Below are 15,877 nucleotides of genomic sequence, written 5' to 3'. Positions count from 1 at the left end.
CCGGCGCCCAGCCGCCGTCGCCCGCCGCGGCCGGCCCGCCGGCGGCCGAGCCGTCCTCCTCGCCCGGCGCCAGCGTCCGTGCCGCGCCCAGCGGGACCGTGCGGTAGCCGAACGGCGGCACGTCCGGCACGGTGATCCGGTAGCGCAGCAGCCCGTTGCAGTCGGCGAGCACCTCGCCGTCGAGCGTGCCGGCCGGCGCCTCGACCTCGATCTCGACGTCGCGGGCCCAGGCCAGCGGGTTGTACGCGAGCACCGTCGGGCCGGCCGTGGTGACCAGTTCGCCGAGCTGGCTGAGTGCCCGCCGGGTCTCGTCGACGGCGGTGCGGAACCCGGTGTGCACCTGGTGCCGCTTCCAGTCCAGCTGGTCGCCGACCTGCTCGCCGTGCGGGTGGGCGTTGGCGTGCGACCACGTCCACGTGTGCTCGCTGCCGTAGAGCACGCCGTCCCAGGCGGCGTCGAGGGCGGCGCGGTGCGGCCGGTAGGTGTCGTCGGCCCGGGCCACCAGCGCGGCCAGCGCCTCCGCCGTCGGCAGCGCGACCTGCGCGCGCCGGTGCTCGGCGATGACGACGGCGCCGGTGCCCACGCCGTCCTCCCAGTAGCTGCCGCCGTCGCCGTGCCACACCGGCAGCCGGTCGGCCAGCGGGCGGACGGCGTCGAGGTAGCCGGCCATGGTTGAGACGGCGACCCGCGGCCAGGCGTAGACGGCGTTCCAGCGGGCGGCGAACGCGGCGTCGCCGTCGGCGAGGTCCTCGTTGTCGGCGTGCGTGCCGATGACGGCGAGGTCGTGCGGCAGGTAGTCGGGCCGCTCGTACCGATCGAGCAGCCGGACCAGCGCGTGCGCGCCGCCGGCCACAGTCTGCGGGTCGCCGGCCATGAACCGGAGCTGGGAGTAGGTGTCGGAGAAGTGGGTGAGCACCCGCGACCCGTCGACGCCCTCCCACTGGACCGGGCTGGCCAGGTGCTGCAGGTCGCTGTCGGCGTTGCCGCCGCGGTGGTGGTTCTCGATGCCGACGAACGCGTCGATGCCCAGAGCGGTCAGCATGGACGGGACCGCCGCGCTGTAGGACGGCACGTCGGTGAGGTTCGCGTAGCCGACGGGCACGCCGTAGTCGTCGCGCAGCCGGGCGGCCAGGTACGCCGCGCGGTACACCTCCTCCAGGCTCGCGACGCCGGACAGGAACAGGCTGTGGAACGCGTTGACCGACAGCCGGCCCGAGCGCAGCGCGTCGAGCACCCGCTGCGCCCGCTTCTCCGACCGCGTCGCGAGGTACTGCCCGACCACGAGCGAGCCGTCGACGGAGAACGCGAACGCGTCGTCGCGGTCCAGCACGTCGAGGGCGCGGTCGAGGTTGCGGCTGTGCAGCTCCAGCACCTTGCCCTGCACGTCGGTGTAGCCGACGTCGAGGTGCACATGCGGGATGAGGTGGACGGTCCACTTCCGCTGCGGCTGGAGCGTGAACGCGGCGGCCGTCCCGTCATCGACGGCGACGGTGGCCGGGGCCGGCTCGGCCAGCTCGGGCACCGGGAACCGGACCCGCACCTGCCCGAAGTCGCGGCCCTCGCGGCCCAGCTCGATCGTGCGCGTCTCGCCGCCGATGACCACCGTCGCCGCCGACGGCCACGACGCGCCGGCCGGCACGTCCACCGTCAGCTCGGCCAGTTGCCCACCGGCCAGCGGGTAGAGCGGGGTGCCGCGCAGCCGGGCGCTCGGCCCCGCCGTACCGGCCGTCCCGTCCGACGGCTCCAGCCTCAGGCTCCGCCAGGTGATGCCGCTGCCGAAGTGGTGCCCGAACTGCTCGCGGTGCCGCCCGCCGCGCGCGTCGGCGGGCACGTCGACCGGGCCGGTCGCGGCCGCGGCGTCGAGCGTCGTCGTCAGGGCGAGCAGGTGCTCGCCCGGCGCCAGCCACTCCGCCGGGAGCGGGACCTCCAGCACCACCGACCCGGCGATCGGGCCGTGCCGGTACACCTCGGCGCGGTCCTCGCGGACGACCGCCGGGTGGAACAGCCCGCTCCGGCCGTCGAGCTCGACCAGCAGGTCCGGACAGGGACCGTGGCCGGCGTCGAACTCCAGCCGCAGCACGCGGCCGGCGGCCTCGTCGACGGCGAACGGCAGCTCGACCCGGTGGTCCCGCCAGCCGGCCGCGGCGTCGAGCGGCCCCGGCTGGAACGCCGGCACGTCCACTCCGGGGGTCGCGAGGATCATGCCGCCGCCTCCAGCTCGGGCAGCTCGAGCACGGTGCCGTGCTCGGTCAGCGCCGCGGCCAGGGAGGCGTAGTCGTAGTCCTGCACCGCCCGGCCGGTGCGCAGCGACTGCGCGGCCAGCTCGCCGGCGGCCTCGCCGAGCATGCCGTACGCCGGCTCCATGCGCGGCGACAGGATGCCGACGTGGCTGGCGGAAAAGCAGACCGGCACGGCCAGGTTCTCGACGCTCCCCCGCGCCGGGAACAGGCTCTCGGCCGGCAGCTGGTAGAGGTCGGCCGGCGCGTTGACGAACGACCCCGTCGTCGAGCCCTCGCCGACGATGGTGTCGTCGCCCTCGGGGTAGTACTGGACGATGTGGCAGTCGAGGCCGTACTGCCAGCAGCACACCGCGGTGGGCTTGGTGTTGCCGGGCCGGTGGGTGTCGTGCTCGGTGAACACGTGCTCGCCGATCATCCGGCGGGCCTCGCGCACGTAGAGCGCGTGCGGGAAGCCGGCGCCGTAGGGGCTGTCGGTGAACTCGTCGGGCGGCAGGCCGAACGTCCGGGCGTCGGCGCGGAACGACTCCGGCAGCGACGGGTCGTTGGCCAGGAAGTACAGCATGCCCTGGTGCCAGCGGACCTGCTCGGCGATGATCTCGTCGCGCCGCTTCCAGCCGCCGTCGGGGTAGTCCCAGTTCACGCCCGGCAGGTCGAAGCCGATGAACAGCGCCTGGTTGGTCTGGAACTTGCCGTGCGGCAGCGCGGCGGTGTGCGTGACGATCGACGACAGCCCGGGGATGCCGCGGTGCTCCAGCAGGCTGCGCAGGTGGGTGTAGAGCGCGGGGTCGTACCCGTCGGGCTTGGGGAACGGCAGGCGGTCCGCCGCGCGGGTGAGCACGCCGCGGAAGTTGTAGGCCTGCACCTTGGCGTCGCCCTCGCCGGGCGCGGTGTCGGGCACCGGGCCGACCGGGAAGCCGGTGTTCGGCCGGAACGACCGGATGCGGTGCGCCCGCCCGGGCTGGAACCCGGCGTACGTCTCGCCGTACTGCGACGCCGGTTCGCGGCCGACGGCGTACGGCACGCCCGCCGCGGCCATGAGGTCGCCCTCGTAGGAGGCGTCGACGAAGAAGGACGCCCGGCGCCAGCCGTCGTCGGTGCGGACGGCGACGATGCGGCCGCCGCGCACGCCGACGTCGTCGAAGTCGTGGAGGCGCGCGTTCAGCACGACCGTCGCGCCAGCCTCCTCGAGCAGCCGCCACGCGACGCGCTCGGCCACCTTCGGCTCGAACAGGTACTGGGCCTTCGGGTCGTCGAGGCCCTCGGCCGCGTACTCGGCGCCGATGCCGGCGAAGAACCGGTCCTGCGTCAGCCCGGCCAGCGCGGCCGCGACACCCGGCGTGTCGGACTTCACCAGCCCGCCGGCGACGATGCCGCCGACGTGGCCGGTCGGCTCGAGCACCAGGCTGGTGTACCCCCGCAGCTTCAGCCGCAGCGCCGCCATGATGCCGGCCAGCGTCGCGCCGTAGATCACGACGTCGTACCGGCTCTCAGTGGGCTCAGGCACGGCGCACCCGCTTCTCGGGGAGCGCGAGCACCGGGGTCGCGTTCTTCACCGTCTCGGACGGGCGCGTGCGCCGGATGTCGTCGGGCCACCGCACCGGCGCGCCGACGGTCTCGGTGAGCAGCCGCTGCAGGTCCTCGACGCGGGCGGGTGTGTCGCCGACGGCGTGCGGCTCGGTGCCGTCGGCGTGGCACAGCGCGGCCAGCGCCCCGACCGCCTCGCCGATGCTCCACTCGACCGGGTGCAGGCGGTAGCAGCCGTTGGTGATGTGGGTGGTGCCGATGTTCTTGTTCGCCGGCAGCAGGTTGCGGACCCGGACCGGCAGCAGGGCGCCGAGCGGGATCTGGAACGGGTAGGTCTCGAGGTTGACGTAGTTGACGCCGGCGGCGCTCGGGTGCAGGTCGATGTTGTAGTGACCGACCCCGACGGCGTCGGCGAACTGCTCGGCGCCCTCGCCGTCGGGCCGGTCGACGACGGCGACGTGCTGCTCGAGCACGGTGAACCGGGCCTTGATGCGGCGCGCCTCGCGGATGTAGGCGTACTTCGCCAGGCCGTCGTCGGTGCCGGTGAGGTCCGGACGCAGCCGCAGGCCGGGGTAACCCGTGCCGCCGTCGTGCCGCGGCGCCTCGGTCTGCATCCAGTGCAGGTACGACAACGACAGTTCCTTGCACCGCTGCAACGCCTTCTCGCGGGCGGCGTCGTCGACCCCCGGGCCGAGCAGCGGTGCCTCCCAGTAGTCGATGTTCGGCCAGTTGACCAGCGAGATGTCGGTGTCGACGACGTCGCGGCGGAACTGCGTGCGGGCCCGGATGCGGCGGAAGTGCCAGAGGTCGGGCAGCCGGACGGCGTCCATGTCGCCCTCGAAGATGCGGTTGACCTTGCCCGACATCGTGTGGATGTCGATCTTCTCCCAGGACAGCTGCGGCCCCGGCCAGAACGGGTCGACGTGCGTCTTCCAGTGGTCGTAGGAGGCGGGCTTGGCGATGGTGTGGTCCTCGCCCGGCCGGTACTCCAGCGGGAAGCACCAGGTGATGGCCTGCTGGTCGGTGGGGTCGGCGACGGGGGCGGCGTACGGCTCGCCGGTCTGGTCGTGCGACTCCGCGCCGATGACGTGCTCGACGCCGGCCAGCTCGAGCAGGTCGCCCAGCTCGGTGGCGTCGACGATCAGCGGCGCGGTGGCGGTGACCGTCTCGCCGGTGCGGACGTCGCGCAGCGTCACGGCGGTGACGTGGTCGCCGTCGACGTCGGCCGCCACCGGCACGTGGTGGTAGCGGACGCTGATGCGGCCGGCGGAGATCCAGCCGGCCAGCAGCTCGTCGATGACGGCGACACCGACGCGCGGTTCGTGGCAGAGCTTGCTGACGTTGCCCAGGCCCGGGTTGAGCGTGGGGTCGGCCGCCGCCTCGGGCGTCAGCGGGTAGTTGCGGCGGTAGTAGTCGCGGATGCGGGTGCGCAGCTCGGCGTAGCCGGCCGAGATGTGCGGCGTCTCGATCCACGGGTGCTCGTCGGACGGCACCGACTGCGCGGTGAGCTGCCCGCCCAGCCAGTCGGTCTCCTCGGTGAGCACGACGCGCAGGCCCAGCCGCGCCGCCGTCAGCGCCGCCGCCACGCCGCCGAGGCCACCGCCGACGACCAGCAGATCAGTCTTCAGTTCCGTCACAACCGACCTCACTCCGCATGCTGCTGATATTTGCTGATGTGGCACCCGCCACAATGTTTCGGTCACGCTACAGCCACGTCCCGGCTCGGTGTCAAGAGGCAATGTCCGCGCTGAGGCCGTGGAGATCGTCATGCTGATATCAGCGATAGACAACTGGTCGCTGCTGATGCTAGAACCTCAGCCATGACGCCCGAACCCGCCTTGCCCGGCCTGCGCTACTACCATCCGCCCGCCGGACCGCCCGAGGACGCCGAGGCCGACGTCGTCGTCTACGGCGCCACGTCGGGCGGTGTCACCGCGGCGGTGCGGGCCGCCCGCGGCGGGCTGTCGGTGGTGCTGCTGGCCTTCGGCGACCACGTCGGCGGCATGACGACGGGCGGGCTCGGCACCACCGACGTCGGCGACGCCCGGACGGTCGGCGGTCTGGCCCGGGCGTTCTACGACGACGTCGCGGCGGCCTACGGCGCGCCCGCGCCGCACTGGGACGTCGAGGCGCACGTCGGCGAGGCGATCTTCGAGCGCTGGCTGGCCGGCGCCGGGGTGACGGTGCGCCGGCGGCGGCACCTGGCCTCGGTCGAGCGCGACGGCGAGCGGATCACCGAGCTGCGCACCGACGACGGCAGCGCCTACCGCGCGCGGGTCTACGTCGACGCCTCCTACGAGGGCGACCTGCTGGCGGCGGCCGGCGTCACTTATACGCTCGGCCGCGAGGCGTCCTCCGTCTACGACGAGCCGGCGGCGGGCGTCCAGCACAGCATCAACCACCAGTTCCAGCTGCCGGTCGACCCGTACGTCGTGCCCGGCGACCCCGCGTCCGGGCTGCTGCCGGGGATCTCGGCGGACCCGTACGGCGAGGTGGGCGACGGCGACCGGCGCATCCAGGCGTACAACTTCAGGCTGCACGTCACCACCGCGCCCGACCGGCTGCCGTTCCCGCGGCCGGCCGGTTACGACCCCGGCCGCTACGAGCTGCTGCGCCGCTACGTCGAGGCGGGCGGCTACGAGCTGTTCGGCCGCACCACGCCGGTGCGCGGCGACGTCTATGACATGAACAACCACGGCGCGTTCTCGTCGGACCACATCGGCGCCAACTACGACTGGCCCGAGGGCGACTACGTGCGGCGGGAGGAGATCTTCCAGGACCACGTGCGCTACCAGGCGGGGCTGCTGCACTTCCTGGCCACCGACCCCCGGCTGCCGGCGTCGGTGCGCGACGAGACCAACCGGTTCGGGCTGGCGCCGGGCGAGTTCACCGACAGCTCGCACTGGCCGGCGCAGCTGTACATCCGCGAGGCGCGGCGCATGGTGTCCGGCTACGTCATCACCCAGCACGACGCCACCGGCGCGGCCCTGGCGGACGACCCCGTGGCGCTGGCGTCGTACGTCATGGACTCCCACAACGCCAAGCGCGTGCTCGTCGACGGGCAGCCGCGCAACGAGGGCAACGTGCAGCAGCCGCTGACCGCTCCGTTCGGGGTGTCCTACCAGGCGTTGGTGCCGCGTCCGGGCGAGTGCGCCAACCTGCTGGTCGCCTCGGCCATCTCCGCCTCGCACGTCGCGTTCGCGTCGGCCCGCATGGAGCCGGTGTTCATGATGCTCGGCGAGGCCGCGGGTGTCGCAGCGGGACTGGCGATCACCGATAAGGTCGCGTGCCAGGACGTCGAGTACGCCGCGCTGCGGCGCGAGCTCGAGCTCGGCGGCGCCATCCTGGCCGCGCCGGCCGCAGACTGAGGACGGGGGTGACACAGCGGTGACGAACACGGACGACACTGCGGTGAGCCGCCGCTCGCGCCAGGCCGACGTCGCCCGCGAGGCCGGCGTCTCGCAGTCGACGGTGTCCATGGTGCTCGCCGGCGCCGCCGAGCACGCCCGCATCTCGCCCGAGACGCAGCGCCGCGTCGTCGAAGCGGCCCGCAAGCTGAACTACGTCGCGCCCGTGCAGCCGAAGTACGTGGGCTCGCAGGCGGTGAAGCAGCCGGCGTCGCCGCTGCTGCTCGGGGTGCACACCTTCGAGCCGATCTTCCCGACCAGCGCCCGCGACTACTACTTCGAGTTCCTGCGCGGCATCGAGGAGCAGGCCGGCGTCGAGGGCCACAACCTCGTGCTGTTCACCGCCGCGCAGGACGAGGACGGCGTCCGGCGCATCTACCAGGACGGCGTCAACAGCCTGCGGCAGGCCACCGGCAGCCTGCTGCTGGGCCACCACACCCACCGCGACGACCTCGCCCGGCTGGCCGACGACGGCCACCCGTTCGTGTACATCGGTCACCGCGAGGTGCCCGGCGCCGAGATCGCCTACGTCGGCGGCGACTACCGCTCGGCCACCGTCCAGATCGTCGACGAGCTGGTGGCGATGGGTCACCGCACCTTCGCCTACCTCGGCGAGACACTGCGCGACGAACCGCAGATCGACCGGTGGGAGGGGTTCAGCAGCGCGCTCGGCCGGTTCGGGCTCCCGGTGCCCACGCCGGCGTTCGAGCGGCCCGAGGAGCTCACCGCCCAGTGGCTGGACGACCAGCTCGCCGCCGGCACCACCGTCGTCATGATCGAGTCGGTGGCGCAGCTGCGCGTGCTGACCGCCATGGCCAGCCTGCGCGGGCTGTCGATCCCCGGCGACCTCTCGGTGGTCGTGCTGGTCGACGACCCCGGACCGGAGTCCGGCGGGCGCGAGTGGGCGACGCTGCAGGTGCCGCGCAACGCCATGGGGCGCCGCGCGGTCCGGCTGCTGACGTCGCTGATCACCGACCCGCGCGGCGACTACGAGCGGCAGATCCTGCTGCCCTGCACGCACACGCTCGAGGGCTCGGTGTCGCCGCCGCGCCCGGCTACGGCCTGACGACCGCTCTGGCCGCCAGGCGGTGGACCGCGCCAGTGGCGAGCATGGCGCCCGCCGCGACGAGCCAGAAGGTACGTGGGCCATGGGCGAGCGCGGTGCCCATGAGCGGCGGCCCGACGGTCAGCGCGATGCCCCAGATGATGCCGTAGACCGAGAAGTAGGCGGCTCTGGCCCCGTCCGGCGCCAGGCGCGCCACCAGCGTGGGGGCGTACCCGAACAGGAGGACGTCGCCGAGTGCCATCACGATGGTCGCGGCCGTGTAACCGGCGAGGGAAGGAAAGGTGCCGGCGATGGCGAGACCGGCCGCAAGCAGCAGGTACCCACTGACCATGCGCCGGTCGGGATCGGCGCGCTGCCGCAGGAGCGGCTGCACGACCACGATGACCACCGCCCCCAGCGCCGTGAGCAGGCCCGCTTCGGCGGGCTCGCGGCCGGCGGCCGCGAGTGCGATGGGCATGGCCATGGGGATGGCCAGCGCGATGGTGGCGAAGGCGGTGCCCGTGGCCATGAGCACGAGGAGCCGCCGGTCCGCCCAGGGCCGGGCCCTCGCCGACCATGCCTGGCCGTGGCGCGGTGGCGCCGGCATGGCGGTGGCGATGAGCAGAGCGCATGCGAGGGCGGTGGCCGCGTCGATGGCGAACAGCCAGGAGAGGCCGGCGCGCCCCACGACGGCGGCGATCAGTCCGGCCACCAGGCCGGCCGCCGACAAGGCGACGCCGAGCAGCCCGTAGGCGGCCGGAAGGAGATCGTCGGGCGTGACATCGGCGATCATCCCCTGGCTCGCCGGCTCGTGGATCTCGAAGCACAGTCCGAGCAGTACCGCACCGGCCAGGGCGACGACCAGCGCCGACGCGAGGGCGATGACGAGCTGGGCGCCCGCGGTGCCGCACAGCCCGATCACGACCGCGGCCTTCGGCCCCGCCACGGCGGCGAGCCGGCCACCGAGGAGGCGGGAGACGATGGACGCGGCCCCGAACGCCCCCACGACGAGGCCGGCCGTGCGGACGGACGCCCCGTGCTCCTGGACGAGAAGCACGGCAAGGAAGGGCATCGAGAACGCGCCGATCCGATTGACGAACCGTGCGACCAGCAGCACCTTTACGGTTCCGGGCAGCTCCCGGCCCGGCCACGCCCGGCGACTGGCGAACCAGCGTTTGTCAGTCATGACGTCCGACCGTAGAGGCGACGGCTAGACTGCTCAAATGCGTTTTGACAGTCACGTCGTCGACCTGCTCAAGATCGCGGCCGACCTCGTCAACGCCCAGACCTGCGTTCACGCCGGCGGCCGGCCGGCTCACGTCCCGTCCCGACGTGAACTGCGCGACGAGCTGGGCGGCATCCTCGCGCGAGAAGGGCGACGGCCCGCCGTCGAGGAGCGCGACGTGCGCGTCCTCGCACGCTTCGCGCAGGACGCGCGGCGGATCTTCGAGGCCGCCGCCGACGAGGACCTCGACTCGGCCGCGGCCGCGACCAACGAGCTCCTGTCCTGGGCTCGGCCGATGCCGCGGCTGGACAAGCACGGCAGCGCGTGGGACATGCATTTCCACGGCCCCACGGACCGGCTCGGTGACGGCTGGGCCGCCGGCTGCGCGGCCGCGCTCACCATGGCCCTGGGCAGTGCGGGAGCCGGTCGGCTCGGCGTCTGCGCCGCGCCTGACTGCGACCGCGCCTACGTCGATCGCTCGAAGAACGGCACCCGCAGCTTCTGCGGCATCGTCTGTCAGAACCGGGTCAAGAACGTCCGGCACCGCCGGACGCGCCGGGCGTCCCGGCGGGAGCCGACCCGAGGCAGTGCCGCTACGGCTTGAGCACCCGGTAGCGCAGCACCGCGCCGGTGGCCTCGACGAGCTCGAGTTCGACGCGCTCGCGCCCGGGACCGCCGTAGAGCCGGACGCCGTCGCCGAGCAGCAGCGGCGCGATGTGCACGAGCAGCTCGTCGACCAGCCCCGCCTCGACGCACTGCAGGGCGACGTCGGCGCCGAGCACGAGCAGGTCGCGGTCGCCGGCCGCCGCCCGCGCCGTCGCGACGGCGTCGCGGATGTCGCCGGAGAGGAACGTCCGCGACGCCACCGGGTCGGACTCCGGCGGGTGCGTCGTCAGCACGAACTCCGGGCCGGACCACGCGCCCTCGAACGCCTCGCCGCTGCCCTTGCCGACGTCGCGCTGCCCGACGTCGTAGGTGTGGCGGCCGCAGAGGATCGCGCCGACCCGCGGCGCGACGTCGGCCGACGCCTCGGGGGGTGCGGGCTGCTCGAACACCCAGTCCATGTCGTGCTCCGGCCCGGCGATGAAACCGTCGACCGACATCGTCACGTGCCACAGCACCTTGCCCATCCCCCGAACTTATCGGGCGCGTCGCGGGCAGGCGGCCGATCCGTGCCCGCGACGCGCCCTTGGCTCAGCCGGCGTCCTGCTGGCGGTAGGAGTACAGGTGCCCGCCATCGAGGTGGAAGCGCAGGCACACCGTGCGGCCCTCGAGGTCGGACCAGACGCCACGCCGCCAGCGCGCCAGCTGGTCCACGCGGTCGCCGAGGATCGGCCGGGTCTCGTCGAGGCCGAACCCGGGGATCGGGTCGCCGTTCTCGTCGAGAACCTCCACCCGCAGGGAGCCGCGCGTGTTCAACGCGGCGTTGAGCCGCAGCTCGTCACCGGTCGCCACGAACGGGGTCGTCGTCGCGGTGCCCGGCCGATCGCCGCCGTTGATCAGCGAGGCGAACCCGTCGCGACGCCATCGGGCCAGCCCGATGGCGGCCTGCCGGTCGGTGGTGCCGTGCCAGCCGTTCCACGCGCCGTAGTAGAGCAGCAGCTCGTCGCCGGACTCGATGAGCGCGCTGGACGTGAAGACCATGCCGTAGTCCCACGACCCCGGCACGCCGCGCGGGATCACGGGACGGCGGTCGTCGCGGCGCCAGTCCCGCAGGTCGTCGCTGAACGCCAGCTGGACGTCGATCGGCCCGTCGCCCGCGGTACCCGCCTCGCCAGCGCCGGCGTAGGAGTACATCCACGGGAGGCCCACGTAGCGGCCCTCGCACGGCACCACCGGCATGCCGTAGACGTGCGGCTGCTTCCACGTGACGGTGTACAGGCCGGTGTTCGGGTCGTGGAACATGTTGGCGACGTCCGCACCCGGGTCGACCGGGTTGCAGTCGCACGGCGTCCACCGCAGCCCGTCGGGCGAGAAGTAGACGGTGTAGCCCTGCTCGGGCCCGTACTCGAACGCGAGCATCTTGTAGCGGCGGGCCGGGTCGGGGTCGTCGGGGTCCTTGATCACCGTCGGGCTGTGCATGGTGCCGACGATGTTGTTGGCCGTCGAGCCGTCGTACTCGACCAGGCCGAGTGGCGGCTTCGTCCAGTGCCGGCCGTCCGGGGACGTCGCGTAGAGGGTGAAGTAGGTGGCGAGCTCGCGGTTGTACGCGTGGTACCAGAGCTTGTGGACGCCGCGCATTGCCGGGCGGATGCCACCTGGAACGACCTTCCGAGACATCGCCCCTCTGCCGATCGCGCCGTTCGGCTGGCAGGCTGGCCCCATGGCCTACGACGAAGGGCTCGCCACCCGCATCCGCGACATCGTCGCCGACCGCCTCGACGTCGCCGAGAAGCGCATGTTCGGCGGCATCGCGTTCCTGGTCAACGGCAACATGGCCTGCGGCGTCCACCACGACGACCTCATGGTCCGGCTGCCCGCCGACGAGCACGAGGCGGCACTCGGTGAGCCCGGCGCCCGGCCGTTCGACATGACCGGCCGCCCGATGAAGGGCTGGCTGGTCGTCGACGCCGCCGCCCTCGCCGAGGACGACGACCTGCGCCGCTGGGTCGGCCGCGGCCTCGACTTCGCCGGCAGCCTCCCGCCCAAGTAGGCCACTCGCGACCGACGTGCTGGTCCCACGTGGGACGAGCTCGCCGAGCGGATCGGCCCGCATCCGGTCCTGGGAGTTCGACGATCACCGCCCCTGAGCCCGCACGCCCGCCCAGTTCACGTCGAGCATGTTGACGCTGATGCCAACAGTTGGCACCAGTGTCAACACGCCCGATCGCATCACCCGCCCGGCGGCGCCTGGGGCGGCGGCGAGACGGCGGGCGTGGCGGGCCGGGCGGCGAAGGGCTGGCCGAGGATCGCCGACGTGAGGGCCTCCACGGGCTCGACCGGGGACCGCGGGTTCGAGAGCAGGGTGAAGTCGATGTCGCCGAGTTCGGGCAGGCCGACCGAGGCGGGCAGCGCCTGGAGGTCGGCCGGGACCAGGCTGCTCGGGAACACCGCGACGCCGATGCCCGCCCGCGCCGCGGCCAGGACGCCGTTGACCTCCAGCGTCTTGCAGGTGATCTTCCAGCTGCGCCCGGACTCCGCGAGCACCCGCAGCGCCGTCACGCGGCTGACCGACGGCGCGGTGTAGGTGATCAGCGGGATCGGTTCGTCCGGTCGGACCTGGGTGCCGGGCAGCCCGATCCACACCAGCCGGTCGCGGCGGACGACGCGGCCCACGGTCTCGCCGGGGAACTCCTTGATGAAGACGAGGTCGAGCTGATTGGCCTCGAGCCGGCGCATCAGCGTGCGGGTCTGGGTGACCGTCAGCTCCAGGTTGATCCGCGGGTGCAGCTGCCGGAACGCCCGCAGCACCGCCGGCAGCTGGGCCAGGGCGAGGTCGTCGGCGGCGCCGAAGCGGAGCCGGCCGCGCATCGCCGTCCCGGTGAAGTAGCTGGCCGCCTCGTCGTGGGCGGCGAGGATCGAGCGGGCGAAGCCGGCCATCGCCTCGCCGTTGTCGGTGAGCGTGACGATGCGGGTGTCGCGCAGCAGCAGTTGCCGGCCCGCCGCCTCTTCCAGGCGCCGGACGTGCTGACTGACGCTCGGCTGGCTGATGCCCAGCTGCTGCGCCGCCTGGGTGAAGCTCAGAGTCGACGCCACTGCCAGGAATGTCCGCAGATGCACCGGATCGAACACGGGCTACTCCCCGGTCATTGAGTTTCCTGATGACATTTATAGCCCTTATCGGCTTAGTAAATCGACGTTCAGCACCTAACGTTGAACACGGTCCTGCCAGCGTGGCGGGACCGCCGCACGCCAACCATCCGCACCATCACAAGGAACCGCACCGTGAGACCGGCGCCCGCCGCCCTGCACCCGTCCTCACCAGCCCACTCAGATACCCGCTCGGTCGCTCGTCCCAGTACTGACGAGCCGGGCCGCCCGCACTGGCGCGACACGTTCGCCTCCCTGCGGGTCCGTAACTACCGCCTCTACGTCATCTCGCAGGTCCTGACCAACACGTGCGGCTGGATGCAGCGCGTCGCGCAGGACTGGCTCATCCTCAGCCTGACCGGCAACGTCGCCTGGGTCGGGCTCACCGTCACCCTGCAACTCGCGCCGATGCTCGTGTTCGGCCTGTGGGGCGGCGTGGTCGCCGACCGGTTCGACAAGCGCAAGCTGCTGATGATCACGCAGTCGCTGTTCGCGCTGTCCGCGCTCGTGCTGGGTGTGCTGACGCTCACCGGCGCGATCGAGCCGTGGCACGTCCTCGCCAGCGCCGCGTTCCTGGGCCTGGCGATCGTCGTCGACAACCCCGCCCGGCAGGCGTTCGTCCCGGAGGTCGCCGGGCACCAGCACCTGCGCAACGCGATCAGCATCAACTCGACGGTGTTCCAGCTCGGCGCGCTGGTCGGCCCGGCGCTGGCCGCCGTCGGCATCGCGCTGGTCGGCGAGGGCTGGTCGTTCGTCGTCAACGCGCTGGCCGGCGTCGTCGCCGTCGTGCTGCTGGTCGCGATGCGCGCATCGGAGCTGTCGGCCGCGCCGGCGATCAGCCGCACCCGCGGTCAGCTGCGCGAGGGCCTGCGCTACGTCGGCGAGAAGCCGGTGATCCTGTGGTCGGTCGTCCTGGTCGGCTTCGTCGCGATCACCGGCATCAACCTCGCCACCGTCCTGGCCGCCTACGCCGACGACGTGTTCGGCATCGGGTCGGCCGGCTACGGCCTGCTGAACTCCTGCCTCGCCGCCGGCGCCGTCGCCGGTGCGCTGGCCTCGACCCGCCGGCGGAGCCTGCGGCTGCGCACGCTGGTCTACACCGCGGGCGTGCTGGGCGTGCTGCAGATGGTGGCCGGGACGATCGGGTCGCTGCCGCTGTTCTGCGTGCTCCTGGTCGCCGTGGGCGCGGTGTCGCTGCTCTACCTGACCGGCGGCAACACGATGGTCCAGACGGCGGTCGCCGGCACCATGCGCGGCCGCGTCATGGCGCTGTACATCCTGGTGCTGTTCGGCGCGCAGGCCGGCTCCGGCACGCTGATCGGCTGGCTCGCGCACGAGTTCGGCGCGCAGGTGGCGATGATCGCCAGCGGCTCCGGCCCGCTGCTGGGCGCCGTCATCGTCGGGGCCGCACTGGCACGGAAGGGCCGGCTGACCACCCGGCTCATCCTGCGCGACCGGCCCGGCCGCGGCGTGCTGTACGTCGTGCCGCGCGACTCCGTGCCCGAGGCGGCGGTGTCGCTGACGCCGGGCCTGCTCAGCCGTGGTCTGCGCGGACGGTCGCGGCCGACGCATCCGGCGGAGCGACGGCGACGGCGGCAGTCCCGCTCGGTGCCGGGCCGCACGGCGCACCCGCGGCAGCACACCGACCGGACGTGGACCCGCACCGGCCGGCAGCGCTGATCGTCGCGGCGACGGGGCCGGCTACTCGCAGCCGACCCCGTCGCCGTCCGCGTCGAGCTCGTAGATGTCCGAACCCGTGACCTGGACCGGCCCGTCGGCGTACGACGGCCCGTTGCCGCTGCCGCCGGCACAGTCGACGTCGCTGTCGATCGGCACGCAGCCGCTGTAGTTCGGGTCGCACCCCTCGTCCGGCGGCGCCTCGACGAGCGCGGCGGCCTCCTCGTCCTCCGGCTCGGGCTCCGGTTCCGGTGGCGGCGGCGGTTCGTACGTCCCCACCGACGTCACCTCGTCGACCGGCGCGGTCGTGACCTCGTCGCTCACCAGGCTCCGGCCCGTCTCGACGCCGTCGGTCAGCGTGACCTCGTAGGTGAGCGTCCGCACGCCCTCGACCCCGGCGGTCGTGACGTCATCGCGAGCGGAACGATCACGAGAACGCCCGCACGCAGGCGCGATCCTCCGATACCCATGGCCCCCCGGCCCCCCCTGCACGTCGATCGGAAGCCGAGAGGCTATCCCCGGCCCGCGCGCGCGTCAATAGCAGGGTGCCGGGCCGGTGTGACCCTCGGCACCGGCCCGGCAGGCTGCGTTCGGAAGGCGGGGCGTCAGCGCCCGACCGCCTTCTCCAGTTCCTTCTTCGTCATCTTCGAGCGGCCCTTGATGCCCTTCTGCTTGGCCTCGTTGTAGAGCTGGTCCTTCGTCCGCCCACCCGGGCCCTTGCCCGACCGCAGTCCCCCGCGCCGGCCGGACGAGATGTCGTCGGTGGACGAGCGGCTCTTCTCGCGGGCCTCACCGGACCTCGCCCGCTCCTTGTTGACCGTGCGCGCGGCGATCTCCTCGGCGCGGTCGTCGCTGTAGTCGCGGTCCTTCAGGCCTTCCTTGATGTGCTCGTACTGCCGCTCGCGCTTGGCGCTCCACTCTCTCGGCATCCGGATCACCTCCGTCAGCTGGCCCGTACCCGTCCGGGCCGAAAGCAACCGTCGTCGTTTGCGGCCCGCCGCACCGGGTA

14 protein-coding genes are annotated in these 15,877 nt (G+C 73.0%); 5 read left to right on the top strand and 9 right to left on the bottom strand.

What is annotated here, in order from left to right; genetic code table 11:
• From DY240_RS10645 to DY240_RS10635, 3 genes are all read right to left on the bottom strand, one after another.
• Positions 1-2,203, bottom strand: a 2,203-nt coding sequence (locus DY240_RS10645; protein WP_199701266.1) for a glycoside hydrolase family 38 N-terminal domain-containing protein, incomplete at its 3' end; no start/stop codon positions are given.
• On the bottom strand, positions 2,200-3,744 hold the full coding sequence (locus tag DY240_RS10640) for an FAD-dependent oxidoreductase (protein WP_147375275.1): 1,545 nt from the start codon (positions 3,742-3,744) through the stop codon (positions 2,200-2,202). The genes DY240_RS10640 and DY240_RS10645, both read right to left, overlap by 4 nt.
• The gene (locus DY240_RS10635) at positions 3,737-5,401 is read right to left on the bottom strand and encodes an FAD-dependent oxidoreductase (protein ID WP_119659886.1); all 1,665 of its coding nucleotides are present in this window, start codon (positions 5,399-5,401) and stop codon (positions 3,737-3,739) included. Before DY240_RS10635 ends, DY240_RS10640 begins: the two co-directional genes overlap by 8 nt.
• Positions 5,402-5,584: 183 nt before the next feature.
• Here DY240_RS10635 and DY240_RS10630 point away from each other — a divergent pair, with 183 nt between their 5' ends.
• Together DY240_RS10630 and DY240_RS10625 are read left to right on the top strand one after the other, a co-directional pair.
• Entirely contained in the window at positions 5,585-7,132 is a 1,548-nt protein-coding gene (locus DY240_RS10630) for an FAD-dependent oxidoreductase (protein ID WP_119659885.1), read from the top strand.
• A 19-nt stretch (positions 7,133-7,151) separates the two neighbouring features.
• Positions 7,152-8,237: a LacI family DNA-binding transcriptional regulator gene (locus DY240_RS10625; protein ID WP_119659884.1), complete on the top strand. Its 1,086-nt coding sequence runs from the start codon at positions 7,152-7,154 to the stop codon at positions 8,235-8,237.
• Here the strand turns inward: DY240_RS10625 and DY240_RS10620 are convergent.
• The gene (locus DY240_RS10620) at positions 8,227-9,402 is read right to left on the bottom strand and encodes an MFS transporter (RefSeq protein WP_119659883.1); all 1,176 of its coding nucleotides are present in this window, start codon (positions 9,400-9,402) and stop codon (positions 8,227-8,229) included. The two genes, DY240_RS10625 and DY240_RS10620, sit on opposite strands and share 11 nt — an antisense overlap.
• Before the next feature lie 37 nt (positions 9,403-9,439).
• Between DY240_RS10620 and DY240_RS10615 the strand changes: the two genes are divergently transcribed.
• Entirely contained in the window at positions 9,440-10,045 is a 606-nt protein-coding gene (locus tag DY240_RS10615; protein ID WP_119659882.1) for a CGNR zinc finger domain-containing protein, read from the top strand.
• Here DY240_RS10615 and DY240_RS10610 read toward each other — a convergent pair.
• Entirely contained in the window at positions 10,035-10,571 is a 537-nt protein-coding gene (locus DY240_RS10610) for a dihydrofolate reductase family protein (protein WP_119659881.1), read from the bottom strand. The genes DY240_RS10615 and DY240_RS10610 overlap by 11 nt on opposite strands.
• A 64-nt stretch (positions 10,572-10,635) precedes the next feature.
• Entirely contained in the window at positions 10,636-11,682 is a 1,047-nt protein-coding gene (locus DY240_RS10605) for a hypothetical protein (protein WP_119659880.1), read from the bottom strand.
• An 82-nt stretch (positions 11,683-11,764) separates the two neighbouring features.
• On the opposite strand from DY240_RS10605, the gene DY240_RS10600 reads away from it, so the two are divergent.
• Positions 11,765-12,094 (top strand): TfoX/Sxy family protein, encoded by a 330-nt coding sequence (locus DY240_RS10600; RefSeq protein WP_119659879.1) that lies wholly within the window; start codon positions 11,765-11,767, stop codon positions 12,092-12,094.
• 179 nt (positions 12,095-12,273) lie between these two features.
• Here the strand turns inward: DY240_RS10600 and DY240_RS10595 are convergent, their stop codons facing one another.
• The gene (locus tag DY240_RS10595; RefSeq protein WP_119659878.1) at positions 12,274-13,173 is read right to left on the bottom strand and encodes a LysR substrate-binding domain-containing protein; all 900 of its coding nucleotides are present in this window, start codon (positions 13,171-13,173) and stop codon (positions 12,274-12,276) included.
• A 153-nt stretch (positions 13,174-13,326) separates the two neighbouring features.
• Here DY240_RS10595 and DY240_RS10590 point away from each other — a divergent pair, with 153 nt between their 5' ends.
• Entirely contained in the window at positions 13,327-14,871 is a 1,545-nt protein-coding gene (locus DY240_RS10590) for an MFS transporter (RefSeq protein ID WP_199701264.1), read from the top strand.
• A 21-nt stretch (positions 14,872-14,892) separates the two neighbouring features.
• Here the strand turns inward: DY240_RS10590 and DY240_RS10585 are convergent, their stop codons facing one another.
• Together DY240_RS10585 and DY240_RS10580 are read right to left on the bottom strand one after the other, a co-directional pair.
• Positions 14,893-15,252: a G5 domain-containing protein gene (locus DY240_RS10585; protein WP_199701263.1), complete on the bottom strand. Its 360-nt coding sequence runs from the start codon at positions 15,250-15,252 to the stop codon at positions 14,893-14,895.
• Between the two features lie 221 nt (positions 15,253-15,473).
• Positions 15,474-15,797, bottom strand: a complete 324-nt coding sequence (locus DY240_RS10580) for a plasmid stabilization protein (RefSeq protein WP_119659877.1) — start codon at positions 15,795-15,797, stop codon at positions 15,474-15,476.
• Between the last annotated feature and the right edge of the window lie 80 nt (positions 15,798-15,877).

Source organism: Jiangella rhizosphaerae (genome assembly GCF_003579925.1).
Classification (GTDB): domain Bacteria; phylum Actinomycetota; class Actinomycetes; order Jiangellales; family Jiangellaceae; genus Jiangella; species Jiangella rhizosphaerae.
This window is presented reverse-complemented; position numbering and strand designations above follow the sequence as displayed.

What these genes read in the sequence shown, in the direction of transcription:
- DY240_RS10610 (WP_119659881.1), bottom strand. Translation starts at nt 10,571, where the DNA reads ATGGGCAAGGTGCTGTGGCACGTGACGATGTCGGTCGACGGTTTCATC.
- DY240_RS10630 (WP_119659885.1), top strand. Translation starts at nt 5,585, where the DNA reads ATGACGCCCGAACCCGCCTTGCCCGGCCTGCGCTACTACCATCCGCCC.
- DY240_RS10580 (WP_119659877.1), bottom strand. Translation starts at nt 15,797, where the DNA reads ATGCCGAGAGAGTGGAGCGCCAAGCGCGAGCGGCAGTACGAGCACATC.
- DY240_RS10615 (WP_119659882.1), top strand. Translation starts at nt 9,440, where the DNA reads ATGCGTTTTGACAGTCACGTCGTCGACCTGCTCAAGATCGCGGCCGAC.
- DY240_RS10605 (WP_119659880.1), bottom strand. Translation starts at nt 11,682, where the DNA reads ATGCGCGGCGTCCACAAGCTCTGGTACCACGCGTACAACCGCGAGCTC.
- DY240_RS10600 (WP_119659879.1), top strand. Translation starts at nt 11,765, where the DNA reads ATGGCCTACGACGAAGGGCTCGCCACCCGCATCCGCGACATCGTCGCC.
- DY240_RS10620 (WP_119659883.1), bottom strand. Translation starts at nt 9,402, where the DNA reads ATGACTGACAAACGCTGGTTCGCCAGTCGCCGGGCGTGGCCGGGCCGG.